Source organism: Rhizobium sp. Leaf306, assembly GCF_001423425.1.
Lineage (GTDB): Bacteria > Pseudomonadota > Alphaproteobacteria > Rhizobiales > Rhizobiaceae > Neorhizobium > Neorhizobium soli.
In genome coordinates, this window is sequence record NZ_LMNX01000005.1 from 44,689 (window position 1) to 68,057 (window position 23,369).

Annotated in this window: 19 protein-coding genes; 11 read left to right on the forward strand and 8 right to left on the reverse strand. The window is 60.4% G+C overall.

What is annotated here, in order from left to right; genetic code table 11:
* The first annotated feature begins 1 nt into the window (after nucleotide 1).
* From mmsB to ASG19_RS20820, 4 genes are all read left to right on the forward strand, one after another.
* On the forward strand, nucleotides 2-1,192 hold the full coding sequence (gene mmsB / locus ASG19_RS20805) for a multiple monosaccharide ABC transporter permease (protein WP_062462120.1): 1,191 nt from the start codon (nucleotides 2-4) through the stop codon (nucleotides 1,190-1,192).
* A gap of 216 nt (nucleotides 1,193-1,408) precedes the next feature.
* Nucleotides 1,409-3,985, forward strand: a complete 2,577-nt coding sequence (mprF, locus tag ASG19_RS20810; RefSeq protein ID WP_062462607.1) for a bifunctional lysylphosphatidylglycerol flippase/synthetase MprF — start codon at nucleotides 1,409-1,411, stop codon at nucleotides 3,983-3,985.
* The gene (locus ASG19_RS20815; RefSeq protein ID WP_280136961.1) at nucleotides 3,982-5,370 is read left to right on the forward strand and encodes an AcvB/VirJ family lysyl-phosphatidylglycerol hydrolase; all 1,389 of its coding nucleotides are present in this window, start codon (nucleotides 3,982-3,984) and stop codon (nucleotides 5,368-5,370) included. The genes mprF and ASG19_RS20815 overlap by 4 nt, the downstream gene beginning before the upstream one ends.
* A 286-nt stretch (nucleotides 5,371-5,656) precedes the next feature.
* Nucleotides 5,657-6,310 carry a TerC family protein gene (locus tag ASG19_RS20820; protein WP_062462125.1) on the forward strand — a complete coding sequence of 218 codons (654 nt, stop codon included), beginning with the start codon at nucleotides 5,657-5,659 and terminating at the stop codon, nucleotides 6,308-6,310.
* 41 nt (nucleotides 6,311-6,351) lie between these two features.
* Here ASG19_RS20820 and ASG19_RS20825 read toward each other — a convergent pair whose 3' ends face one another.
* Complete coding sequence (locus ASG19_RS20825; RefSeq protein WP_062462128.1) at nucleotides 6,352-7,431, reverse strand: acyltransferase family protein; 1,080 nt, start codon at nucleotides 7,429-7,431, stop codon at nucleotides 6,352-6,354.
* Nucleotides 7,432-7,603: 172 nt separating this feature from the next.
* Between ASG19_RS20825 and ASG19_RS20830 the strand changes: the two genes are divergently transcribed.
* A complete protein-coding gene (locus ASG19_RS20830) occupies nucleotides 7,604-8,416 on the forward strand; it encodes an MBL fold metallo-hydrolase (protein ID WP_062462131.1) in 813 nt (270 codons plus the stop codon).
* Here ASG19_RS20830 and ASG19_RS20835 read toward each other — a convergent pair.
* From ASG19_RS20835 to ASG19_RS20860, 6 genes are all read right to left on the reverse strand, one after another.
* Nucleotides 8,383-9,309 (reverse strand): hypothetical protein, encoded by a 927-nt coding sequence (locus ASG19_RS20835; RefSeq protein WP_062462134.1) that lies wholly within the window; start codon nucleotides 9,307-9,309, stop codon nucleotides 8,383-8,385. The two genes, ASG19_RS20830 and ASG19_RS20835, sit on opposite strands and share 34 nt — an antisense overlap.
* Nucleotides 9,310-9,476: 167 nt before the next feature.
* The gene (locus ASG19_RS20840; RefSeq protein WP_062462611.1) at nucleotides 9,477-10,322 is read right to left on the reverse strand and encodes a dipeptide ABC transporter ATP-binding protein; all 846 of its coding nucleotides are present in this window, start codon (nucleotides 10,320-10,322) and stop codon (nucleotides 9,477-9,479) included.
* A 5-nt stretch (nucleotides 10,323-10,327) separates the two neighbouring features.
* The gene (locus ASG19_RS20845; protein WP_082476478.1) at nucleotides 10,328-11,185 is read right to left on the reverse strand and encodes an ABC transporter ATP-binding protein; all 858 of its coding nucleotides are present in this window, start codon (nucleotides 11,183-11,185) and stop codon (nucleotides 10,328-10,330) included.
* Nucleotides 11,186-11,187: 2 nt separating this feature from the next.
* Nucleotides 11,188-12,105, reverse strand: coding sequence for an ABC transporter permease subunit (locus ASG19_RS20850; RefSeq protein ID WP_062462138.1), 918 nt, complete (start codon nucleotides 12,103-12,105; stop codon nucleotides 11,188-11,190).
* A gap of 29 nt (nucleotides 12,106-12,134) precedes the next feature.
* The gene (locus tag ASG19_RS20855; protein ID WP_062462141.1) at nucleotides 12,135-13,139 is read right to left on the reverse strand and encodes an ABC transporter permease subunit; all 1,005 of its coding nucleotides are present in this window, start codon (nucleotides 13,137-13,139) and stop codon (nucleotides 12,135-12,137) included.
* Between the two features lie 156 nt (nucleotides 13,140-13,295).
* Nucleotides 13,296-14,891, reverse strand: a complete 1,596-nt coding sequence (locus ASG19_RS20860) for an ABC transporter substrate-binding protein (protein ID WP_062462143.1) — start codon at nucleotides 14,889-14,891, stop codon at nucleotides 13,296-13,298.
* 497 nt (nucleotides 14,892-15,388) lie between these two features.
* On the opposite strand from ASG19_RS20860, the gene ASG19_RS20865 reads away from it, so the two are divergent.
* From ASG19_RS20865 to ASG19_RS24010, 6 genes are all read left to right on the forward strand, one after another.
* Nucleotides 15,389-16,822, forward strand: coding sequence for a M20 family metallopeptidase (locus tag ASG19_RS20865; RefSeq protein ID WP_156466579.1), 1,434 nt, complete (start codon nucleotides 15,389-15,391; stop codon nucleotides 16,820-16,822).
* 126 nt (nucleotides 16,823-16,948) lie between these two features.
* Nucleotides 16,949-18,304, forward strand: coding sequence for an aspartate aminotransferase family protein (locus ASG19_RS20870; RefSeq protein WP_062462146.1), 1,356 nt, complete (start codon nucleotides 16,949-16,951; stop codon nucleotides 18,302-18,304).
* A gap of 72 nt (nucleotides 18,305-18,376) precedes the next feature.
* Nucleotides 18,377-19,837, forward strand: a complete 1,461-nt coding sequence (locus tag ASG19_RS20875) for a phosphatidylserine/phosphatidylglycerophosphate/cardiolipin synthase family protein (protein ID WP_062462148.1) — start codon at nucleotides 18,377-18,379, stop codon at nucleotides 19,835-19,837.
* Nucleotides 19,838-19,862: 25 nt separating this feature from the next.
* On the forward strand, nucleotides 19,863-20,675 hold the full coding sequence (locus ASG19_RS20880; protein ID WP_062462152.1) for an endonuclease/exonuclease/phosphatase family protein: 813 nt from the start codon (nucleotides 19,863-19,865) through the stop codon (nucleotides 20,673-20,675).
* 88 nt (nucleotides 20,676-20,763) lie between these two features.
* Nucleotides 20,764-21,738: a threonine/serine dehydratase gene (locus ASG19_RS20885; RefSeq protein WP_062462154.1), complete on the forward strand. Its 975-nt coding sequence runs from the start codon at nucleotides 20,764-20,766 to the stop codon at nucleotides 21,736-21,738.
* A gap of 166 nt (nucleotides 21,739-21,904) precedes the next feature.
* The gene (locus tag ASG19_RS24010) at nucleotides 21,905-22,048 is read left to right on the forward strand and encodes a hypothetical protein (RefSeq protein WP_156466580.1); all 144 of its coding nucleotides are present in this window, start codon (nucleotides 21,905-21,907) and stop codon (nucleotides 22,046-22,048) included.
* Nucleotides 22,049-22,122: 74 nt separating this feature from the next.
* On the opposite strand, the gene ASG19_RS20890 is transcribed toward ASG19_RS24010, so the two are convergent.
* Nucleotides 22,123-23,292 (reverse strand): M20 aminoacylase family protein, encoded by a 1,170-nt coding sequence (locus tag ASG19_RS20890; protein ID WP_244476248.1) that lies wholly within the window; start codon nucleotides 23,290-23,292, stop codon nucleotides 22,123-22,125.
* Nucleotides 23,293-23,369: the final 77 nt, after the last annotated feature.

The window sequence follows — 23,369 nt, forward strand, 5'->3', positions numbered from 1 at the left end:
TATGAGCACTCCGCAGGAAGCAATTACCGCTCCCAAGGCGGCGACAGGTTTCTGGAAGGAAAATCTTCGTGACTACGGGATGCTGATCTCGCTGGTCGTGATTGTCATCTTCTTCCAGGTCGCAACGGGGGGCGTTCTGCTGAAGCCGCTCAACATCACCAACATCGTTCTCCAGAACAGCTATATCGTCATCATGGCGCTCGGCATGCTGATGGTGATCGTAACCGGCCACATCGACCTTTCGGTCGGTTCGGTCGCCGGTTTCGTCGGCGCGGTCGCGGCGATGCTGATGGTGCAGTACAGCTTCGACTTTGTCACGGCGAGCATCATCTGCCTCGTGCTCGGTGGCGTGATCGGCGCAATGCAGGGCTATTTCGTCGCCTATTTCAGGATTCCGTCCTTCATCGTGACGCTTGCCGGCATGCTGGTCTTCCGCGGGTTCATGATCGCGGTCCTTAGCGGCCGGTCGATCGGTCCCTTCGATCCGACCTTCCAGAAGTTGTCTTCCGGCTTCATCCCGGAACTGATCTCCTCGACGGGCGGCCTTTATCTGACGTCCTTCATCATCGGCCTGGTACTGGCCGCCCTGATGGTCTGGCAGAACTTCAGAAGCCGCGCACGGCGTGTCGAGCATGGCGTCGAATCCGAACCGATGGCTTTCTTCATCGGCAAGAACATCCTTGTCATGGCTGCCATCGGCTATGTCGCCTACCTGATCTCGTCGCACCGCGGCCTGCCCAACGTGCTGATCATCATGGCCGTGCTGATCGTCGCCTACGGCTTCTTCACCAACCGCACGATCATCGGACGGCAGATCTATGCGGTCGGTGGCAATGCCCGCGCAGCCGAGCTGTCCGGCATCAAGACCGTGCGTCTGGTGTTCTGGACCTTCGTCAACATGGGTGTGCTGGCAGCGCTTGGCGGCCTCGTCGTTGCCGCTCGCCTCAACAGCGCGACCCCGAAGGCCGGCACGGGCTTCGAGCTCGACGTCATCGCGGCCTGCTTCATCGGCGGCGCCTCGGCTTACGGCGGCGTTGGCAAGGTCACGGGTGCCGTCATCGGCGCCTTCCTGATGGGCGTGATGAACAACGGCATGTCGATCCTCGGCATCGGCATCGACTATCAGCAGGTCATCAAGGGTCTGGTTCTGCTCGGCGCCGTCTGCGTCGACGTCTACAACCAGCGCCGTTGAACCCTCATCACAGAGAGACAGCGAAAGGCGGGAGCTTCAGCTTCCGCCTTTTTTATTGCGACGCCGATGCGCTAAACCCTTATTGAAAGTAGGCGAGCGCCTACGTAATGAGGGCGGCAACACAGACATATTATTGCCGCGATCGGGTCGCCTTAGCTGCCCGGCTCGTTCGGGGAGAAATCCCCGGCAATGCTTCAACAACCGGCATGACCATTGATGTCCACAGATCAGCAGAAGACCGGCCTCCGCGAGACGTTTGAAAACTATCGCGGCTATCTTGTTCCCTTCATCATCCTCGTGGTCTTCGGCTTCACGACGTTTGCGATCTACGATCTGACGACCGAAGTCAGTTATGACGACGTGCTTGCAGCGCTTGCGGCCACGAAGGCATCGTCCATCCTTCTCGCGATCTTCTTCACCGCGCTGAGTTTCGTTGCCCTAACCGGTTACGACCTCAACGCACTCTCCTATATCGGCAAGAAGCTGCCACCGGTGCCGGTCGCGATGACCGCGTTCAGCGCCTATGCGGTTGGCAACACAGCCGGTTTCGGTGCCTTGAGCGGCGGCGCGATCCGATTCCGCGGTTACTCGCGGCTGGGCCTCAGCCCCGACGACATCGGCCGCGTGATCGCCTTCGTCACGCTCGCCTTCGGGATCGGCCTGCTTGGGGTGACTGCGATCGCATCGCTTGTCACGGCGCCTCGGATCGGCAGCCTGCTCGGCATCGGCGAGGGCTGGGTGCGCGGCATTGCGGTTGCGATCATCGTGGTGCTCTCAGTGCTTGTCGTTGCCGGCTGGAATGGCCGCGAAGTGGCATTGGGCAGGCTGAAGCTGCGGCTTCCCGATACGAAAACCTCGTCGCAGCAGTTCCTGATCACGGCGCTCGATATCGCTGCCTCGGCGTCGGTTCTTTACGTGCTTCTGCCGCAGACGGATATCGGCTGGCCGTCGTTCCTGGCGATCTATGCCACGGCTGTCGGTGCCGGCGTTCTCAGCCACGTTCCGGCGGGGCTGGGCGTGTTCGAGACGATCATCGTAGCGGCGCTCGGAAGCACTGTCGATATCGATCAGGTTCTCGGCAGCCTTGTTCTCTACCGGGTTATCTATCACGTGCTGCCGCTTCTGGTCGCGACGCTCTTCGTGATCGGCATGGAGGTGCAGCAGCTTTCCAACCATCCGGTCGCCTCGACGCTGCGCAAACTGGAATTCCGTCTGGCGCCCCTGCTGCTTGCCGCATTCGCGATGATCGCTGGTGCAATGCTGGTGTTTTCGGGCGTTACACCGACGCCGGATTCGGATCTGGATTTCCTCTACAACTATCTGCCGCTGCCGGTCGTTGAAGGCGCGCATTTTCTGTCCAGCATTCTCGGCATCGTGCTTTTCGCGTCCGCCCGCGGTGTCAGCCAGAGGCTGGACGGTGCGTGGTGGACGGCAACGGCTTGTTCCGCGCTGGCTTTGCTGCTCGCCTTCATGCGTGCGGTCGCGGTGTTTGAAGCGATCTTTCTCGTCATTCTGCTCGCCGGCCTGTTGCTCAGCGCCCGGCAGTTCACCCGTCCGGCGTCACTCCTCCGGCAGGTGCTGACGCCTGCCTGGGTCGTGGCGATGCTGGTGCTGGTGGCGGCAGCGATAACAGTTCTTCTGTTCGTCTATCGCGAGGTGGATTACAGCCGCGAGCTCTGGTGGCAGTTCGAGTTTTCGGCAGAAGCGCCGCGTGGGCTTCGCGCGATCCTGGGTGTGGCGATCGTTGCGGGCACGATCGCGATTGCCAGCCTGTTGCGCCCGGCTGCGACCCGCACGGCACACTCCACGCCGGAGGAGCTGGAGCGGGCGGTCTCGATCGTTCGGCAGCAGGACGTCGCCGACGCGAATGTTGTGCGCATGGCCGATAAGCGGCTGATGTTTTCCACAAACGGCAAGGCTTTCATCATGTACGGCATTCAGGGTCGTTCCTGGATCGCCTTGTTCGATCCGGTCGGCCCGGCAGAGGAAATCCCCGAACTGGTCTGGAGCTTCGTGGAAGAGGCGAGGGCCCAGGGCGGACGGGCCGTGTTCTACCAGATTTCGCCGGCACTTCTGCCTTACTGCGCCGATGCTGGCATGCGGGCCGTCAAGCTTGGAGAACTGGCGATCGTCGATCTGGAGCGTTTCGATCTCAAGGGAAGCCGTCTCGCGGGTCTGCGTCAGGCCGTCAACAAGGGGCTTCGCGAGGGGCTCGAATTCGACGTCATCGAGCAGCCGGATGTGATGAGTTCGATCGAGGATCTGCGCCGCGTGTCCGATACCTGGCTCGCAGTCCATGAAACACGCGAAAAGACGTTTTCGCTTGGTGCCTTCCAGGATGCCTATGTGGCATCCCAGCCGGTGGCGGTGCTGCGCACGCAGGGAAAGATCGTTGCCTTTGCGACGCTGTCGCTGACCGAAACGAAGCAGGAGGCAACCGTCGACCTGATGCGGTTTGCGCCGGATGCGCCCAGAGGCTCGATGGATTTCCTGTTCGTCCGCTGCATGGAATATCTACAGGCTGCCGGCTACAGGACCTTCAACCTCGGCATGGCGCCGCTTTCCGGCATGGCGCAGAGGGAGGCCGCCCCTGTCTGGGACCGGATCGGCAGCGTGATCTTCGAACACGGCGAGCGCTTCTACAATTTCAAAGGCCTGAAGGCATTCAAAACCAAGTTTCACCCGCACTGGGAACCCCGCTATCTGGCGGTGGCAAGCGTCAGTCCTGCCATTGCGATGGTCGATGCGACGCTGCTGATTGGTGGGGGCTTGAGAGGAGTGGTCGGAAAATGATGATGCTGTCCCGAATTCTCGCCGTCGGCATTCTGCTGGCCGGCGCCGGTTTCGCCTCCGCCCAGCAGCCTGCTTCCGAGCAAACCGGTTCGCAGACGGATGACTACAAGACCGGCATGATCGTCTCGCCGCATATCACTCTGCCCGCCGACAAGAATCTGAAGGCGATGGTCTTCCTGATCTCGAAGGGCGCAGGCTGGGGTGCCGAGGAAGAAAGCCAAGCCAAGGCGCTTGTCGATCAGGGGGCGGCGGTGGTCGGTATCGATTATCCCTCCTACATCGCGTCGCTCGCCAAGGATGACGGCGATTGTATCTACATGGTCTCCGATATCGAAGACCTGTCGCAGCAGGTGCAGCGCCGGATCGGCAATGCCAGTTACCGGCATCCGATCATTGCCGGAATCGGGGATGGCGCGGCGCTTGCGCTCGGCATGATCGCGCAGAGCCCGTTTGCGACAATCTCGAAAGCCATCGCAGTCGATCCGACGGCCGGCATTCCGCTCGAAAAGGTTCTCTGCACCCCCGCGACCAAGGAAAAGGCCGGAGACCGGACGATCTACGGCTTTACCGATGGAAAGCTGCCGGCCGACGTGACGATCGGCTTGACCGATGCGGCCGATGCCGCCGGCAAGGACCACGCCAACAGCCTCAAGGCTGGATGGCCGGATCTTGAGCTCAAGGACGTATCCGGGCCTGCAACTGAAGCGCTCGCAGATCTCCTCGACACGGCGATTGAAGGTGACGGCAATAGCGATCAACTCGATCTGCTAGTAACGGTCCTGGACACGAAACCGACACTCGACACGATGGCGGTTGTCTATTCCGGCGATGGCGGATGGCGTGATATCGACAGCGAGCTCGGCGGTTATCTGCAGGCCCAGGGTGTGCCTGTGGTCGGGGTGGATTCGCTGCGGTATTTCTGGAAGGAACGCACGCCGCAGGAAACGGCGGATGATCTCGTCAAGATCATCGACACGTACCGGCGCCAGTGGAACGTGAAAAACGTGGTGCTGATCGGCTATTCATTCGGAGCCGACATCCTGCCGGCGACCTTCAACGTCCTGCCGGCTGCGACCAAAGCGAGGGTGAAACAGATTTCGCTGCTGGCGCTGTCGAAAGAGGTCGATTTCGAGATTTCCGTTACCGGTTGGCTTGGTGTTGCCGGTGAGGGCAAGAACGGCGACAGCATTTCCGATATCGCCAAGATCGATCCGCATGTCGTGCAGTGCCTTTATGGTACCGACGAAGACGACGATCCTTGCCCGACGCTGAAACCGCAGGGTATCGAGACGGTCGGCATCGAAGGCGGACACCATTTCGATGAAGATTACGAGGGGCTTGGAAAGCTCATTCTTGAGAGCCTCCACAAGCGGCTGACCAAGTAGAAGCCGTTTTCCCGCGAAGAAATCACACTCCCGTGAGCTGGTTCGTGAGTTGGGGCTTGATTTCTGCGGCTCCCAAGATAAATCTCAGCGCACCAGGACCGGGCCCCTCTGGCAGTTCGCAGGAACTGTGATGTCGGACTGGATTGTTCAACTTCAGGTGCCTGGTGTTTGTGGGGGTCGTCACTCGACCTTGACGGCAATCGAATGGATAGCGGTGAATTTCCGCCCGTAATTCGTCGCCCCTCTCCACGACATGGGTGCTCCGTATTGAAAGATCGGGTACCAAATGATGGAATTCTTTACGCCGGAGGCACTGTCCGCCCTCGCGCAAGTAATCATGATCGACCTTGTTCTGGCGGGTGACAACGCAATCGTCATCGGCCTCGCCGCCGCCGGACTGCCCAAGGATCAGCGCGCCAAGGCGATCCTGATCGGTATCATTGCCGCCACCGTGCTGCGTATCGGTTTTGCGCTTGCCACGACCCAGCTTCTGCAGATCGTCGGCCTGCTTCTTGCCGGTGGTGTCCTGCTTCTGTGGGTCTGCTGGAAGATGTGGCGCGAGCTGCGCACCCCGCACAGCCATGAGGACGATGCCGAAAATGTCGTCTCGAAGGCCGTCGAGGAAGGCGAGAACGCGTCCGTCAGCGGTGCGCCACGCAAGACCTTCGCCCAGGCTGCCTGGCAGATCGTCATCGCCGACGTTTCCATGTCGCTCGACAACGTTCTGGCCGTTGCCGGTGCCGCACACGAACATCCCGAAGTGCTGATCTTCGGCCTCATTCTTTCGATCGCCTTGATGGGTATCGCGGCAAGCTTCATCGCCCGCCTGCTCAACAAGCATCGCTGGATTGCCTATGTCGGTCTGGTGGTCATCCTCTACGTTTCGCTGGAGATGATCTACCGCGGCGTTCTGGAAGTCATGCCTTACATCAACGGCTGAGTGCACAAGACCCTGCGGCGGTTTTTCCGCCGCGGGGTCCCTCAGGCAAAGCGGGCGCGCAGTCGCGTCAGGCTGGCCTGAACGGGCTTTGAAAGCCCAATGATCGCCCGTCTCGCCGCAGGCTCAACTGTTCTTGCGATGATCATCGCGACAGCCAACAATCCCCCAACCAACAAAGCCAGAATGGCGAAGCGATTGTCCGGCGTGCCGAAATTGGCAAATGCCGCATAGCCGATATTCTGATGCAGAAGGTAAAGCGGATAGGTCAACCCGCCGAGCGAGATCGCGAGCCCTCTCCTGATTGGCAGTGTCGGCGCGTAGATCGCGATCGTCACAGCCGCAAGCGCCAGCGGCCCCATCGCGGCCAGGCCCGCGGTATTTCTCCCGAAACCGTACAGGGAAATGAATTCCGGCTCCGTTATGAACGGTGCAGCAATGGCCCAGCCGGCTGCGAGGCTGAGCACTGCAAAGCTTGCCCGGGAATTTTTCAGTCGCGTCCGAAACAGCGCCAATCCGAAGGCAAAATAGCCTGAATACTGGGTGATCAGCAGTTTCTGCAGCACGACGCTTTGCAGCGCTGTCTCGTTCAGCACCGAAATGGCAAGCCAGACCGTGATGATGAGACGCCAATGCGACTTCAACAGGCCTATTGCGAGAGCGACGAAGATCCAGCCGTAGAAGATGATCTCGTAGGCGATCGTCCAGTATGCTCCGTCGAGGAAGGGTTGGCCGAATACGCGCGACAGGATCACGAGATGGGCCAGCCATTGCCGCACCGTCGGGGCACTGAGCGCCGGGACCGGCCAGATCGACAGGACGACGGCGGTGATGGTGGCGCAGACGACGAATGTCGGCCAGAGCCTTGCAAACCGTCCAGCGGCAAAATCAAAGGCCGATCGACCTTCTGCCGACATCATGATGACGTAGCCGGAGATGGCAAAGAAGATCAGCAGGCCGATATCGAACCACTTGGCTAGCGGCGCGAGCTCCGGAAAGCCGATCCCGGCGCCTTCGCCGGTGATCCGCATGCGAAAACCGTAGTGGAAGAACAGGACGAGCAGAGCCGAGACCAGCCGGAGCAGATCGAGGTTCAAGAGCCGCACAGGCTTTGCTTCCGTCATCACAGCCTCCCGGCAACCGCAACATCGCTACAGCGTATCGCGGTCGCGTTGGGAAAGCGTGAATGAGGCGGGCTGCTCTTGCCGCTTTACCGGAATGTGGGTCCCAGCCTCTATCGGGAAGTCCGTTCTCGTCTATAACCGATTGATCGCGGTTATCCGGAGCGGGAGGCTCATGACGGTTTTTCTTTGCAATGCCTGTAGCACATCCTATCCTGATCGTGCCGAACCACCCGCATCTTGCCCGATCTGCCTCGACGACCGGCAATATGTCCCGGCTTCCGGCCAGGCGTGGGTTTCCGCTGAAAAGCTTGCGCAGGGGCATGCCAATAGCTGGCTCGAACTCGAGCCTGGCCTCCTTTCCATCCGTACCGTTCCCGCGTTTGCTATCGGCCAGCGGGCGCTTCTGGTGCAGACACCGTCCGGAAACATTCTCTGGGATTGTATCGCGCTCCTCGACGACGCGACGAAGACGCTGGTCAAATCGCTGGGCGGGTTGAGCGCCATCGCGATCTCCCATCCGCACTATTACTCAACCATGCAAGATTGGGCCGAGGCCTTCGATTGCCCGATCTATATCCACGCTCTGGACAGCCAGTGGATCCAGCGTCCGTCCGATCACGTCCGCCTGTGGGACGAGGATGCGCTCGTCCTGTCTTCTTCCGCGACGCTTGTACATGCCGGCGGTCATTTCGCTGGCGGAACCGTGATGCATTGGACAGCGCGGGATGGGACAGGTGTGCTGCTCGCCGGCGATATCGTGCAGGTGACGCCGGGGGCCGACCGGGTTTCGTTCATGTGGAGCTATCCCAACATGATGCCGCTCAGCGCAGCTGAGGTGGCGGATGTCGCGGAACGGCTGGCGGCCTGGCCGTTCGAGCGGATCTACGGAGCCTTCGCCAAACAGGATATCCGCGGCAACGGCCAGGCGATCGTCGCGCGCTCGGCAAAAGACTATATCGCGCGGATTTCAGCCAGCGCAGGTTGACGCTCGTTCATCCATTCCGCGCTGGCTCTGATACCACCCAGCGGGAAGACGTGGATCTGCTCGATCAAGCTTTGCGGGTTGCGGGCCTTGTAGTCGGCGATCTCGGTCAGGAATTCGGTCGGCTCGTAGGGTACCAGGAGTTTGGAGATGTCCATGGCCCGCTTCTGGATGACGCTGATCGACGGGCCGACACCGCAGGTGAGGGCGAATTTGATCAGCGTCTGAAGCTTGGTCGGTCCAGCTATGCCAAGATGGATCGGCATGCGGACGCCGGTTGCGGCGATGCGCTCCGCCCACAGGATCACCGGCCGCGAATCGAAGGCGAACTGGGTGACGATCGCGAGCTTCGCATCGGTGCTTTCGGAATAGATCTGCTTGAACTTCAAGGCTTCGTCGACAAGCTTGGTCGTGCCGTCGAGGTCGATATCCCTGTTGCCTTCGGGATGGCCGGCGACATGCAGACGCTTGAAGCGGTGACGGTCGAAGATGCCGGTCTCGATCAGCTGCAGCGAACTGTTGAGAGCGCCAGCAGGACGCGATAGACCGCCGCCGAGGACGAGCGCCTGGTCCACACCTGCCTCGTTGTGATATCGGCTTACCCAGTCGTCGAGCATGGCGCGGCTCTCGATGCTGCGGGCCGGAATGTGCGGCATGACCTCGAAGCCATCTTCACGCAGCCGTTTGGCCGTCTTCACCATATCGTCGATTGGTGTGCCGTCGATATGGGCGATATAGACCCGAGTGTTTGCGGGCAGCAGCGTCGTGAAGTCGTCGATCTTGGCCGCGGTTCGCGGCATCACCTCGATCGAGTATCCCTCGACCAGGGACTTGAGCGAGGCGGGCTCCGGCGCTTTGTCCTGCTGCCTGCCTCTGAACAAGTTCAACAATGCCATGCCGCTACTCCCACCCTGCCACAATGACGCTCGCCGCTTTCCGGCGAGCTGACAGAGGTTTCTTCTTGCATGACTTCTGATGCGAGAGATTTCTCTCTGCGTCAACTTCAAGCTCAATTCCGTGATAATGCCGACAGCTGCCGGCATTATCAGTGCATCTTAGGCGTTCAAGCGGCCGAGGCAGCCTTCTTCTTAGCAATACGAGCGCGGATCGATTCGACATCGGCGCGCGGCGTCGCCTTGAACAGGGTCTGGGTGTATTCGTGCTTCGGCGCGGAGAACACCTCTTCGCGCGTTCCGTATTCGACCGCCTCGCCGAAATACATCACCATCACCTCGTCGGCGATGTAGCGCACGACGGAAAGGTCGTGGCTGATGAAGACGTAGGTGAGGTTGAACTCGTCCTGCAGGTCGGCAAGCAGGTTCAGAACCTGTGCCTGAACCGAAAGATCGAGCGCCGAGACGGGTTCGTCGAGCACGAGAAGCTTCGGGTTCATCATCAGCGCACGGGCGATCGCGATGCGCTGGCGCTGGCCGCCGGAGAACATGTGCGGATAGCGGTTGTAATGTTCCGGACCGAGGCCGACCTTGATCAGCATCTCGGTTGCGCGGTCACGCCGCTCGGATGCCGGCATCGACGTGTTGATCGCCAGCGGTTCGCCCAGAACGTCGCCGATTTTCTGGCGCGGGTTGAGCGAACCATAGGGGTTCTGGAACACGATCTGCACCTTCTGGCGCATTTCTGATGTCAGGTGGCCCGGACGCGTATCCATCTTCTGGCCGTCGATGATCAGTTCGCCGGCCGTCGGTTCGTCGATGAAGGTGATCATGCGGGCAAGCGTGGACTTGCCGCAGCCGCTTTCGCCGACGATTGCCAGCGTCTTGCCGCGTTCCAGCTTGAAGGAGACGCCCTTGACCGCATGGACGGTCTTTTTCGGCTTCATGAAGCCTGCCGGCAGTTCGTAGTCGCGCTTGATGTCGCGCACTTCCAGCATGATGTCGGTGTTGGTCATATCGGTCATGCATTCACTCCCGAAACCTGGTCCGGATTGCCGTCGAAGAAGGCGGAGACGGTGGTAAGTCGGTCCCCCGTCGCGTTTTCCGGCAGGGCTGCGAGAAGCGCCTTGGTATAGTTGCTCTTCGGGTTTTCAAACAGCGAAAGCACGTCGGCTTCCTCCATCTTGCGGCCCTTGTACTGCACCACGACCCGGTCGGCGGTTTCGGCAACCACGCCCATGTCGTGGGTGATCATGATCAGTCCCATGCCGGTGCGGGTCTGCAGGTCCATGATCAAGTCGAGGATCTGCTTCTGGATGGTGACGTCGAGTGCTGTCGTCGGTTCGTCGGCGATCAACAGCTTCGGGTCGCAGGCAATCGCGATGGCGATCATCACGCGCTGACACTGGCCGCCAGACATCTGGTGCGGAAAGCTGTTCAGCCGTTCCGCGGGGTCCGGCAAGCCGACCAGCTTGAACAGTTCGATGGCGCGGGCGCGGCGGGCTTGTCTGTCGAGGCCGAGGTGGATGCGCAGCACTTCCTCGATCTGGAAGCCGACCGTGAAGCAAGGGTTGAGGCTTGCCACCGGCTCCTGGAAGATCATCGCGATATCCTTGCCGATCAGCTTGCGACGATCGGCAGGGCTCAGTTTCTGGAAGTCCTTGCCTTCAAACAGCATGCGGTCGGCGGTGATCTTCGCCGTCCACGGCAGAAGCCCCATGACGGCCAGCATCGAAACGGACTTGCCGGAGCCGCTTTCGCCGACGATGGCGAGCACTTCGCCCTTTTCGACCGTGATCGAGACGCCGTCGACGGCCCGGAACCAGCCGGTCGCGGTTTCGAACTCAACGGTGAGATTGTCGATTTGCAGAAGCGCCATGATCAGGACCTCTTCAGTTTCGGGTCAAGCGCATCGCGCAGGCCGTCGCCCATCAGGTTGATGGCAAGAACGGTGATGAGAATTGCAAGGCCGGGGAAGGTGACGACCCACCAGGCGCGCAGGATGAACTCGCGTGCTTCGGCCAGCATCGTGCCCCATTCGGGCGCCGGCGGCTGTGCGCCCATGCCGAGGAAGCCCAGCGCTGCTGCATCGAGGATCGCGTTCGAGAAGGACAAGGTCGCCTGGACGATGAGCGGTCCGGTGCAGTTCGGCAGGATGGTGCGGAACATCAGACGGATCGGACCGGCGCCGGCGATGCGGGCAGCGGTGACGTAATCCTTCGTCTTCTCTTCCATCACGGCCGCGCGGGTCAGTCGCACGAAATGCGGCTGCAGGGTGAGCGCGATCGCGATCATGCCGTTGGTGAGGCTGGGCCCCAGGATTGCGACCAGAACCAGCGCCAGAAGCAGCGACGGAAACGCCAGGATGATGTCCATCAGGCGCATGATCACCGTATCGATCCAGCCGCGATAGTAGCCCGCGATCAGGCCGACGAGAATGCCGCCGAGCAGCGACAGCGTCGTCACGAACAAGCCGATGAACAGCGAATACTGTGCGCCGTAGATCAGGCGCGAAAGAATGTCGCGACCGACAGGGTCTGTTCCGAGAAGAAAGCTCCAGCTGCCGCCTTCGGCCCATACCGGCGGCCGCAGCACGGCGTCACGATACTGTTCGAACGGTGAATGCGGGGCAATCACCGGAGCGAGGACGGCTACGACGACGAGAGCGATGAAAACGAACAGGCCGATGACGGCACCGCGGTTTTCGGAAAAGTAGAACCAGAACTCCTTGAGCATCTGGCGGCGCATCTGCCCGGTCGTGACGATCTCTGGCGTCTTGGCGGTTATTGCATCTGCCATGGGATTTTTCTCCTTCTTATCTCGGCGGATCAGTGGCGGATACGGGGATTGATGAGGCCGTACATGAGGTCGACGATGAGGTTGACCGTCATGATGATCGCCGCGATCAGAAGCAGGCCACCCTGGATGACCGGGTAGTCGCGACGGAAGACGCTATCGACCATCCACTTGCCGATGCCCGGCCAGGAGAAGATCGTCTCGGTCAGGATCGCGCCCGCAAGCATGACGCCGATCTGCAGGCCGATGGTGGTGATGACCGGGATCATCGCGTTGCGCAGCGCATGCACGCCGACGACGCGGAACGGCGACAGGCCCTTGGCGCGGGCGGTACGCACGTAGTCTTCGGACAGCACTTCCAGCATGGCCGAGCGGGTCTGGCGGGCGATGACGGCAAGCGGGATGGTGGCAAGCACGATCGACGGCAGCGCCAGATGGCTGATGGCCGAGGAGAAGGCACCCTTTTGCCCGGACAGCAGCGAGTCGATCAGCATGAAGCCGGTGACCTGCGGGAAGTAGAACATAAGCGAGATGCGACCCGAAACCGGGAACCACTGCAACGTGCCGGAAAAAAGAATGATCAGAAGCAGGCCCCACCAGAAGATCGGCATCGAATAGCCGACCAGCGCGATGCCCATCAGACCCTGGTCAAAGATCGAACCCCGCTTCATGGCGGCGATGACGCCGGCGGGAATGCCGAGCGCAACGGCGATGATCATTGCGCAGATGGACAGCTCGACGGTCGCTGGAAACAGCGCCCAGAACTGGTCGAGGATCGGCTTCTTGGAGACGATCGAGGAGCCGAAGTCACCCGTCAGCACGCCGCCGAGATAATCGAAATACTGGATGACCATCGGGCGGTCCATGCCAAGCTGGGCGCTGATCTGCGCATGCCGCTCGGGCGACATGACGCGCTCGCCGGACAACAGCATGACCGGATCGCCCGGCAGGAGCCGGATGAAGGAAAAGGCGATGATCGAGACCCCGAGGAAGGTCGGGATCAGCACGGCGAGGCGCCGCAGTAGCAAACCAAACATTGTAAGCCTTTGTGGAAGGGGCTCCGGTCGATTTCAAACCGTGTCAAGCCACGAACCGAGCCATTTCGGCGTCGCGCCGCATTTTTGGGCGTCTCATAAGAAAATGCCGCGGGAAACGCAACGCTCCCCGCGGCAAAAAGTTGTGATTAGGCTGGATTACTCAGCGATATCGACGGTCTCGAACGTAAAGTCGCCAAGCGGGCTCTGGGTAAAGCCGGTCACACCCTTTGCCATCGGGACGATAGCAAGCGAGTGATCGAGGGTTGCCCAAGGTGCTTCCTTCTTGAAGACGACCTGCGCCTGCTCATAGAGCTTGGTGCGCTCGGCCATGTCGGACGTGACCTTGGCCTTCTTCACCAGTTCGTCGAACTCCTTGTTGCACCACTGAGCGCGGTTGTTGCCGCCGACGGCGTCACAACCCAGCAGGGTGTCGAGGAAGTTGTCCGGGTCACCGTTGTCGCCGGTCCAGCCGAGCATGGCAGCACCGTCGCGGTCCTTTGCCTTCGAACGCTGCAGGTATTCTGCCCATTCGTAGGAAATGATCTCGACCTTGACGCCGATCTTGGCGAAATCGTCCTGGATGATTTCAGCGGCGCGGCGCGCGTTCAGCATGTAGGGACGCGAAACCGGCATCGCCCAGACCTTCATGGAGAGGTCCTTGACGCCAGCATCGGCCAGCATCTTCTTGGCGGCTTCGAGGTCGTATGTGTCGTCCTTGACGGAGTTGTTGTAGGACCACATAGTCGGCGGGATCGGGTTGGTCGCAGGCGTTGCCATGCCCTGGAAGACGGCGTCGACGATCGCGTTCTTGTTGATCGCCTTGTTGAGCGCGATGCGCACTTCCGGCTTGTCGAACGGAGCCTGGGTCGTGTTGTAGGCGAGGTAGGCGATGTTGAGGCCTTCCTGCTCCAGAACCTGGAGGTTCGGGTCAGACTTCATCGACTGGACGTCAGCGGCGTTCGGGAAAGGCATCAGGTGGCATTCGCCGGCCTTGAGCTTCTGGTAACGAACGGCAGCGTCGCTGGTGATCGCGAAGACGAGGTCGTCGATCTTCGGAGCGGTGCCCCAGTAGTCGGCGTTCTTCTTGAAGCGGATGATGGCATCCTGCTGGTAGGCGACGAAGGTGAACGGGCCGGTGCCAACCGGGTTCTGGTTCAGCTGTTCCTTCTTGCCGTCCTTGTCGAGGCTGTCTGCGTATTCCTTCGACAGGATCGAAGCGAAAGGCATGGCCAGGTTGGCGAGGAAAGGTGCTTCCGGACGGTTCAGCGTCATCTTCACGGTCAGGTCATCGACCTTTTCGATCGACTTGATCAGCTTCGGGAAGCCCATGCCGTCGGCATATTCCCAGGAAGCGCCGTTGATGTACTTGTTCCAGGCGTTCTTCTCGTCGATCTGACGACCGATGGAGAAGATCACGTCATCGGCATTCAGCGCGCGCGTCGGGGTGAAGAATTCCGTGGTCTGGAACTTCACGTTCGGGCGCAGCTTGAATGTGTAGACGGTGCCGTCGGACGAAATGTCCCAGCTCTCGGCAAGACCGGCTTCCGGCTGCGTTGTGCCAGGCTTGAACTCGAGCAGGCGGTTGTAGATCGGGTGGGCCGAAGCGTCGAACGTCGTGCCGGCGGTGTACATGCCGGGGTCGAAGCCTTCTGGCGAACCTTCGGAGCAATACACGAAGGTCTTGGCGTTCGCAGCGCCTGCGAAAATTGTTGCCGACAGCAGGGCTGTGGCAAGGGCGAGCTTGTATTTCATATCGGTCTCCCAATGACCTTGAGCCGGCTAACTGCCAGGCTAGGCCGTGTTTTGAATTTGATGATACGCTTACGTGCGCGTCAATCCTGCTTGTGTGTCTCACCTCCTGGTCGCAAATCTTTTGTTTGCTGACCGTATTCTTCAGTCTTCGACGGATCTCCGATACCTTTTCGGCACTCAACCCATGTTTTCTCGAATTGACGACGGATTTCCAAGTATTCGGCTTTCATGAGCATGAGCTCACGGCGTCGGCCTTATTTACGCAAAATTGTTATCGTCTTCTGCGGTATCCTTGGTCTTCCTGTGACGTCGGGCGCGAGCATAGCGATTATGATGCACTTGTCGAGATACCAAGTTTCACGCGTTGCGTTGCCGAGCGCGGCATGTTGATTTTTTCAGCCGCGCTTATTTTTTAAGCTGCCGGTCCATTGTCATTGGGCGGGAAACGGTTAGGGTTTGGCGCCTTCAGGACCGAATGCTTGATCGAGGCGCATATTATGACGACCGTAAATTCCAATCTTCCCCACATCTTAACTCTTATCGACCGCAAGACCGAGGTTTTCCGGGAGCTGTCCGACCGCGTCTGGGAGACGCCGGAAACCTGCTACATGGAAACCCTGTCCGCGGCAGCGCATCGGGAAATGCTGGAAACGCAAGGGTTCCGGATCACCGATAACGTGGCCGGCATTCCGACCGCGCTGATCGGCGAGGCTGGGGAAGGTGGACCGGTGATTGCCTTTCTCGGGGAGTTCGACGCTCTTGCAGGGTTGAGCCAGAAGGCGGGCGAAACCGCTTACGATCCGATCACTGCCGGCGCAAACGGCCATGGCTGCGGCCATAATCTTCTCGGTTCCGCCTCGCTTCTTGCCGCAACGGCTCTCAAGGATTGGCTCGAAGCCAACGGAACGCCGGGACGCGTGCGCTATTACGGCTGCCCGGCGGAAGAGGGCGGGGCTGCCAAAGCGTTCATGGTGCAGTCCGGCGCATTTGAAGATGTCGATATCGCCATCAGCTGGCACCCCAGCAATTTCGCAGGCGTCCAGCGCGAGACATCGCTTGCCAACTGCCGTGTCGATTTTACCTTTACCGGGCGTGCGGCGCATGCCGCGGCGGTTCCGGAACTTGGCCGCAGTGCGCTCGATGCCGTCGAGTTGATGAGTGTCGGCGTCAACTATATGCGCGAGCACATGCCATCCGATTGCCGGATCCACTACGCGGTTCTCGACAGCGGCGGCATTTCGCCAAACGTCGTCCAGGCGCATGCCAAGGTTCGCTACGTCATTCGCGCACCCGAATTGCCGGGCCTGCTGCCTCTGATCGAGCGGGTCAAGAAGGTCGCGGAAGGTGCGGCGCTGATGACCGAAACGAAGGTGGAAAGCACGATCCTTGCCGGCGTTTCCAACCTCGTCGTCAACACACCGCTTATGGACGCGATGCAGGATGTCTGGGAAAGCCTCGGCCCGCCGCCTTTTGATGCCGCCGACCAGGAATTTGCGGCCAAGATCCGTGCAACGCTGACGCGGGAGGATATCGCGGCGAGCTGGCGCCAGGAGCGGCTTGACGAACGCGATGTTCCCCTGGCGGATTTCGTGCTCCCGGCGCATGGCGAGCTTCGTCAGATGGGCGGCTCGACCGATGTCGGCGATGTCAGCTGGGTGGTGCCGACCGTGCAGGCCTATGGCGCAACGCTTGCCATCGGAACCCAGCTTCATACATGGCAGGTCGTCGCGCAAGGCAAGAGCGAGCTTGCTCACAAGGGTATGGTGTCTGTTGCCAAGGCAATGGCCGCCACGGGTCTTGCGGCGCTGGAAAGCGAGCAGCTGCGCGAGGCTGCCTGGGCGGACCTGAGGAAGCGGCTGAAGGGCCAGGCCTATATCAGCCCGATGCCTGCCGGTACCGAGCCGCCGGTCGCCGCAATGACGGTGAAGTGAACACGTAAGCCGTCGTGTCAACTATTTCGAACGGAGAAGTTCTTGGGCAGTGTTTTGCGCTGTCCAAGATCGGCGTTTCGCCGTAAGAATGACGCCAAAATCAGTCAGGTGCAGAGGAGGCCCTTCGTGACGGTACAGCCCAATTCCATGGAAGCCCGCGACAAGGCTTATCACATGCACTCCTACACGAACGCCCGCGCTCTGGAGCGCGACGGTGCGCTGGTGATGGAACGCGGCGAAGGCATCTACGTCTACGACAACAACGGCAAGAAATACATCGAAGGCATGTCCGGCCTCTGGAGCGTCGCTGTCGGCTTTGGTGAAAACCGGCTGGTCGAGGCCGCCACGCGGCAGATGAGCAAGCTGCCCTATTACCATACGTTCACATCGCGGGCGAACGGCCCGTCAATCGAGCTTGCCGAAAAGCTGGTACAGATGGCGCCGGTGCCGATGTCGAAGGCGTTTTTCACGAACTCGGGTTCGGAAGCCAACGATACGGCCATCAAGATGATCTGGTACCGGTCGAACGCGATGGGCAAGCCGGAGAAGAAAAAGATCATCTCCCGGATCAAGGGCTATCACGGCGTGACCGCCGTTTCCGCGAGCCTGACCGGTCTGCCGAACAACCATCGGTCGTTCGATCTGCCGCTGCCCGGCATCTTCCACACATCCTGCCCGCATTACCGCGCCTTCAAGCTTGAGGGCGAGAGCGAGGCTGCCTTCGTCGAACGGTGTGCCAAGGAACTCGAGGACCTGATCCTGCGCGAAGGCCCCGAAACCGTCGCAGCCTTTATCGGCGAGCCGGTGATGGGTGCTGGCGGCGTGATCGTGCCGCCTGCGGGTTACTGGCCGGCCATCCAAGCCATCCTCAAGAAATACGACATCCTGTTCATCGCCGACGAAGTGATTTGCGGCTTTGGCCGCACCGGCAATATGTTCGGAACGCAGACCTTCGATCTGCAGCCGGATTTCATGACGCTATCGAAGCAGATCTCCTCGTCCTACCAGCCGATCTCGGCGCTTCTCATCAACGAGAACGTCTACGCCCCGATCGCGGACGAATCCGCGAAGATCGGCACGTTCGGACACGGCGTCACCGCCGCCGGCCACCCGGTCGCGGCGGCCGTTGCGCTGGAAAATATCGCGATCATCGAAGAGCGCGATCTGGTCGGAAACGTCCGGGCGCTTGCGCCAAAATTCCAGTCGCGCCTGAAGGAACTCGAAGGTCATCCGCTGGCGATCGAAGCGCGGGGCATCGGTCTCATCGGTGCACTCGAACTTGCTCCGCGCGAAGGGTTTGCCACCGGTCAGCTCGGCTCGAAACTGTTTTCGATCATGGTCGAGAAGGGGCTGATCAGCCGTGCGATCGGCGACTCGCTGGCGCTTTGCCCACCTCTCATCATCAACGAGTCTCAGCTGGATGTGCTGTTCGACACATTCGAAGCGTCGCTCGACGTGCTGAAAAAGCAGCTCGACGCCTGATGTCATCAGGAGCCGGGCTAACCTTTGTCCGGCTCCGATTGCCCAAAGCGATGGGGCGCATATATTCGCCTCATGCTTGACCTCTTCCATACCTACTGGCCGCACATCCTGTTCGTCTTTTCGCTCGTTGCCGGCACGGCGGCCGCGATCCATGCGGCCATGACGAAGGAAGAGGTGCGCTCGGCGATTGGCTGGGTCGGCATCATCGTCCTGTCGCCCATCATCGGCGCGTCGCTCTATATGCTTGCCGGCGTCAATCGCATCCGCCGAACGGTCATCAGTGATCGCCGTGCCCTGCTGCAGGGCCGCGAGTGGGCGCATTTTGCCTCCTACGACGCGACAGATGCCCTGATCATCAAGGATTTTGGTCACCGGTTCCGCGCGATGAAGACGCTGGGAGACCGGGTTACTTCCCATCACCTCACATCCGGAAATTCCATTCTTTCGCTGGATACCGGCGACGCCGCCTATGCCGCCATGCTGGGTGCGATCCGCAAGGCGAAGAAGAGCGTCATTCTGGAAACCTACATCTTCGATCGGGACAGGATCGGACGCCAGTTTGTCGAGGCCCTGATTGCTGCGGTAAAGCGGGGTGTGGAAGTGCGTGTGCTGATCGATGCGGTCGGCGCCCGCTACTCGGTTCCAAGCGTACTCGGCATGCTGCGCGATGGCGGCGTCGGGGTCAGCGTCTTCAACGGCAACGTCATTGTCGGCTTGCGGCTGCCTTACGCAAACCTTCGAACCCACCGCAAGATCCTGGTCGTGGATGGCCGCGTCGCGTTTACCGGCGGCATCAACATTCGCGAAAGTTTCTCGAGCGAATTCAATGGCGATGGGTTTTCGCTCGATACGCATTTCAAGGTTACCGGGCCATTGGTGGCCGACCTTTTTGCCGTTGCCGCCGCCGACTGGCAGTTCACCACGGGCGAGACATTGGAAGATGATGCGTGGGAGCTTGTCGCGCCCGCGGCGGAACCCGGCAAGGCGGTCATCGCCCGGGTCGTTTCGACCGGACCGGACCGTAGCGTCGAGACCAACCACAAGATGCTGATGGGCGCATTTTCCGTCGCCCGGTCATCGATCCGCATCGTGTCGCCCTATTTTCTGCCGGACCGGGAGCTTATTACCGCGCTGGTTACGGCGGCAAGGCGCGGTGTGCGGGTTGATATCGTCGTGCCCGGCGCGAACAACCTGACGCTTGTCGATCGGGCGATGACGGCGCAGTTCGACCAGATGCTGAAGAACTACTGCCGTATCTGGCGGGCAAGCGGCGCCTTCAATCATTCCAAGCTTCTGACCGTCGACAGCCGCTGGTCCTACGTGGGGTCTTCCAATCTCGATCCGCGTTCGCTGCGGCTGAATTTCGAGGTGGATCTGGAAGTGCTGGACGAGGCTTTTGCGCGAACTTTGGAACGAAGGATAGACTTGATGATTTCCTCTTCGACCGAGGTGACGCTTCACAGCCTGAGATCACGGCCGTTTCCCGTTCGCCTGATCGAGAAAGTTCTTTGGTTGGGATCGCCCTATCTTTAAACCGGCAAGACCGAAGCGCGATATCATGCATCAGAAACGTCCCAACCTTCCGGCCAGCATCCTGGCATCGATCAAGGCCCGCAAGAACCGGGGCGAAGGCGTTCATTCCGTGCATGACAGAGACAGCGGCATGCTGATCGCCTCCTACAACGTGCACAAATGCGTCGGCATCGACCGCAAGTTCGATCCGGCCCGTATCGCTCACGTGATCCGCGAAATCGGCGCGGACGTGATTGCTCTCCAGGAGGCGGACAGCCGGTTTGGCGAACGTCGCGGACTGCTTGATCTTGGCTGGATGGAGCGTGAAACGGGGCTGCTTCCGGTGCCGATCTCTGGCGTCGCCAAGGCGCATGGCTGGCACGGCAATGTGATCTTTTTCCGCGAAGGTCTCGTCCGCGACGTGCATCAGGTCAAACTGCCGGGGCTGGAGCCGCGCGGGGCGCTGATCACCGAACTGGAGATGAAGGATGGCAGCACACTTCGCGTGATTGCGGCGCATCTTGGTCTTCTCAACCGGTCGCGTCAGCAGCAGGCGCGCATGCTGCTCGAGATCATCGGCTCCCGCGACGAGCATCCGACAGTGCTGATGGGCGATCTCAACGAGTGGCGGCTGGGTGACCGCTCGGCGCTCAACACACTCGCTACCGTATTCGGCCTGCCGCCGGCGGTTCCAAGCTTTCCGTCGCGCCTGCCGGTGCTGGCACTCGATCGGATCATGGCGAACCGGCCGGGCCTGATTGAGAGGGTCGTGACCCATGACACGCCGCTTGCGCGGCTCGCGTCCGACCATCTTCCAATCAAGACAGTGGTGAAACTCGGTTCAACGGCTGAAGGATAGCGGCATTTGTCGGCCGTCGGCATCTTTACGCCTGCAGCATCGGCGAATAGGTTCGGGGTCTCGCCTGTTCGTCCCCAAGGATTTCCCGATGACCGATATTGCTATGATCGAAGCCGCGCGCGGCCGTCTTTCCGGCCATGCCCGCCGTACGCCGCTTCTGTTCTCGTCATTTCTGGATGACATCGCCGGGCGGCGCATCTTCGTGAAACCCGAATGCCTGCAGCAGACCGGCTCGTTCAAGTTCCGTGGCGCGTGGTCGGCAATTTCGTATCTTCCGGCGGACGTTCGCGCGAAGGGCGTTATCGCCTTTTCGTCCGGGAACCATGCGCAGGGCGTGGCGCTGGCGGCCAGGATGCATGGCATTCCGGCCGTCATCATCATGCCCGCCGATGCGCCGCGCATCAAAATTGAAAACACGCGGGCCTACGGCGCCGAAGTGGTGCTCTACGATCGCGCCAGGGAGGATCGTGACGAGATCGGCCGGCAGCTTTCGAGCGAAAGAGGCCTGACCCTCATCAAGCCATTCGACGAGCCGCTTGTCATCGCCGGGCAGGGGACGGCAGGTCTGGAAATCGCCGAACAGGCTGCGGAAGAGGGGATCACGCAGGCCAGTGTTCTGGTGCCAACAGGCGGCGGCGGTTTCATCTCCGGGATTTCGCTGGCGCTCGAAGCACGTGCACCGGGCTTTACCGTGCATCCCTGCGAACCTGAAGGCTTCGACGATGTGACCCGTTCGCTTGCGAGCGGAACGATCCAGAAGAACGCCACGCAATCGGGTTCGCTCTGCGACGCGATCGTCACGCCGCAGCCAGGCACGATTACCTTTCCGATCATGTCGCGTCTCTGCGGCCCGGGCATAGTGGTGACGGAAGATGAAGCGCTGCATGCGGTGGCGCTTGCCTTCAACCGTCTGAAGATCGTCGTTGAACCGGGCGGCGCGGTTGCGCTGGCGGCGGCGCTTTTCCATGGCGAGAGCCTTGGCGAGACGGTGATTGCGGTCTGCTCGGGCGGCAATATCGACCCGGACGTTTTCCGCCTGGCGCTCGACAGGTTTGCCGCCTGAGGTCTCGTTTTAGGCCGCAGGCATAATAAACCGTTAACCGGCACGTTGGGGCGTTAAGAAAAAAGTATTTTCCAAGGAACGTGGTGCTCAGGAGAAAGTTATCTCTACCAGCTTGGTAGAGTTAAGCTAAACTACATGGGAAGAGACACAAAACCGGGAGGTTCGCATGCAGCCGATCCAGCATCATACTCGGGCATTCCCTCACCGCGCCCCGGGCGTCGTCAGCAGGTGGCAGTGGGTAGCATATGCAGGCCTTGTGACTGCCGCCTTCGTGTTCATCGGGGCAGTCACGCTCGGTATTCTCGCCTGACACGTATCCGAAATTCAAGGTTTCAATAGCAACGAGGCCTTCCGATCCGCGCCCGGATCGGAAGGCTTATTGTTTCAGCCCTGTGTCGTCGGCAGATAGGCTTCGGCCAGTTCCACCCAGAAATTCGTCCCGATCGGCAAGGCGTCGTCGTTAAAGTCGAATTTCGGATGATGGAGCGGGGGATCGTTCTTGGTTCTTGCGGTGCCTAAGAAGAAATAGGTGCCTGGCTTCTCTGCAAGGAAATAACCGAAGTCCTCGGCGCCCATCATCGGCCGTTCGATTTCTGCAAGGTTTTCCGGGCCGACTACCTTCTTCGCCAGGTCCCTGACAAAGTCCGTCTCCGCTTTGTGGTTGACGGTCGCATCGTAGCCGCGGGTATATTCGATCGTCGCTGTCATGCCGTAGCTTGCCGCCTGGCCAACTGCTACACCGCGGATCCGTTCCTCCAGCTTGTCTCGCACGGCAGGGTCGAAGGACCGGATGGTGATAACCATTTCTGCCCGCTCCGGAATGACATTGCTGGCGATGCCGGCGTTGAATGCGCCGACCGTGACGACGGCCGGATCGAGTGGATGGATGTTGCGGGAAACGACAGTCTGCAGCGCCATGATGATGCTGGCGCCGGCGACGATCGGGTCTGCGGCATCCTGAGGTTCGGCGCCATGGCCGCCGCGGCCGTTGACGACGATACGGCATTCGTCGACCGCCGCCATGATCGGCCCTTCCTTGACGAAGATCTTGCCGAAGGGCAGGCCTGGGTCATTGTGCAGGCCGAAGACGGCGTCGCAGGGAAAGCGATCGAACAGTCCGTCCTCCATCATCAGCCTGGCGCCGCCGAAATTTTCTTCGGCCGGCTGGAAGATCAGATTGAGTGTGCCGTCGAAGTTTTTGCGCTGTGCGAGTATCTTTGCGGCACCCAGAAGCATGGCGGTATGGCCATCGTGACCGCAGGCATGCATGACTCCCTTGTTGAGGCTGGCATAGTCCGCGCCGGTTTCTTCCTCGATCGGAAGCGCGTCGATATCGGCGCGAATGCCGACCGACCGATCGCTCGATCCGTTCTTCAGGGTCGCAACGATGCCGGTCTTGCCGAGGCCGCGGGTGACGGCGTAACCGAATTCCTCAAGCTTTGCCGCGATATAGTCCGAAGTGGTGAATTCTGAGAGGCCAAGTTCGGGATGCTGATGCAGAAAGTGGCGGGTTGCCACAACTTCGCTCATGTCGTTGGTAAACTTGATCGTCATCGTTCCATCACCCTATCTGCCTGCAAACGCGTCCAAGCTGCTCACTCGTATCGTTCACGTTTAGCAGTGCCATCATC

Bases quoted from the DNA above. Each gene is read 5' to 3' on its own strand.
- mmsB (WP_062462120.1), top strand. From the start codon at position 2: ATGAGCACTCCGCAGGAAGCAATTACCGCTCCCAAGGCGGCGACAGGT.
- mprF (WP_062462607.1), top strand. From the start codon at position 1,409: ATGTCCACAGATCAGCAGAAGACCGGCCTCCGCGAGACGTTTGAAAAC.
- ASG19_RS20815 (WP_280136961.1), top strand. From the start codon at position 3,982: ATGATGATGCTGTCCCGAATTCTCGCCGTCGGCATTCTGCTGGCCGGC.
- ASG19_RS20820 (WP_062462125.1), top strand. From the start codon at position 5,657: ATGATGGAATTCTTTACGCCGGAGGCACTGTCCGCCCTCGCGCAAGTA.
- ASG19_RS20825 (WP_062462128.1), bottom strand. From the start codon at position 7,431: ATGACGGAAGCAAAGCCTGTGCGGCTCTTGAACCTCGATCTGCTCCGG.
- ASG19_RS20830 (WP_062462131.1), top strand. From the start codon at position 7,604: ATGACGGTTTTTCTTTGCAATGCCTGTAGCACATCCTATCCTGATCGT.
- ASG19_RS20835 (WP_062462134.1), bottom strand. From the start codon at position 9,309: ATGGCATTGTTGAACTTGTTCAGAGGCAGGCAGCAGGACAAAGCGCCG.
- ASG19_RS20840 (WP_062462611.1), bottom strand. From the start codon at position 10,322: ATGACCAACACCGACATCATGCTGGAAGTGCGCGACATCAAGCGCGAC.
- ASG19_RS20845 (WP_082476478.1), bottom strand. From the start codon at position 11,185: ATGGCGCTTCTGCAAATCGACAATCTCACCGTTGAGTTCGAAACCGCG.
- ASG19_RS20850 (WP_062462138.1), bottom strand. From the start codon at position 12,105: ATGGCAGATGCAATAACCGCCAAGACGCCAGAGATCGTCACGACCGGG.
- ASG19_RS20855 (WP_062462141.1), bottom strand. From the start codon at position 13,139: ATGTTTGGTTTGCTACTGCGGCGCCTCGCCGTGCTGATCCCGACCTTC.
- ASG19_RS20860 (WP_062462143.1), bottom strand. From the start codon at position 14,891: ATGAAATACAAGCTCGCCCTTGCCACAGCCCTGCTGTCGGCAACAATT.
- ASG19_RS20865 (WP_156466579.1), top strand. From the start codon at position 15,389: ATGACGACCGTAAATTCCAATCTTCCCCACATCTTAACTCTTATCGAC.
- ASG19_RS20875 (WP_062462148.1), top strand. From the start codon at position 18,377: ATGCTTGACCTCTTCCATACCTACTGGCCGCACATCCTGTTCGTCTTT.
- ASG19_RS20880 (WP_062462152.1), top strand. From the start codon at position 19,863: ATGCATCAGAAACGTCCCAACCTTCCGGCCAGCATCCTGGCATCGATC.
- ASG19_RS20885 (WP_062462154.1), top strand. From the start codon at position 20,764: ATGACCGATATTGCTATGATCGAAGCCGCGCGCGGCCGTCTTTCCGGC.
- ASG19_RS24010 (WP_156466580.1), top strand. From the start codon at position 21,905: ATGCAGCCGATCCAGCATCATACTCGGGCATTCCCTCACCGCGCCCCG.
- ASG19_RS20890 (WP_244476248.1), bottom strand. From the start codon at position 23,292: ATGACGATCAAGTTTACCAACGACATGAGCGAAGTTGTGGCAACCCGC.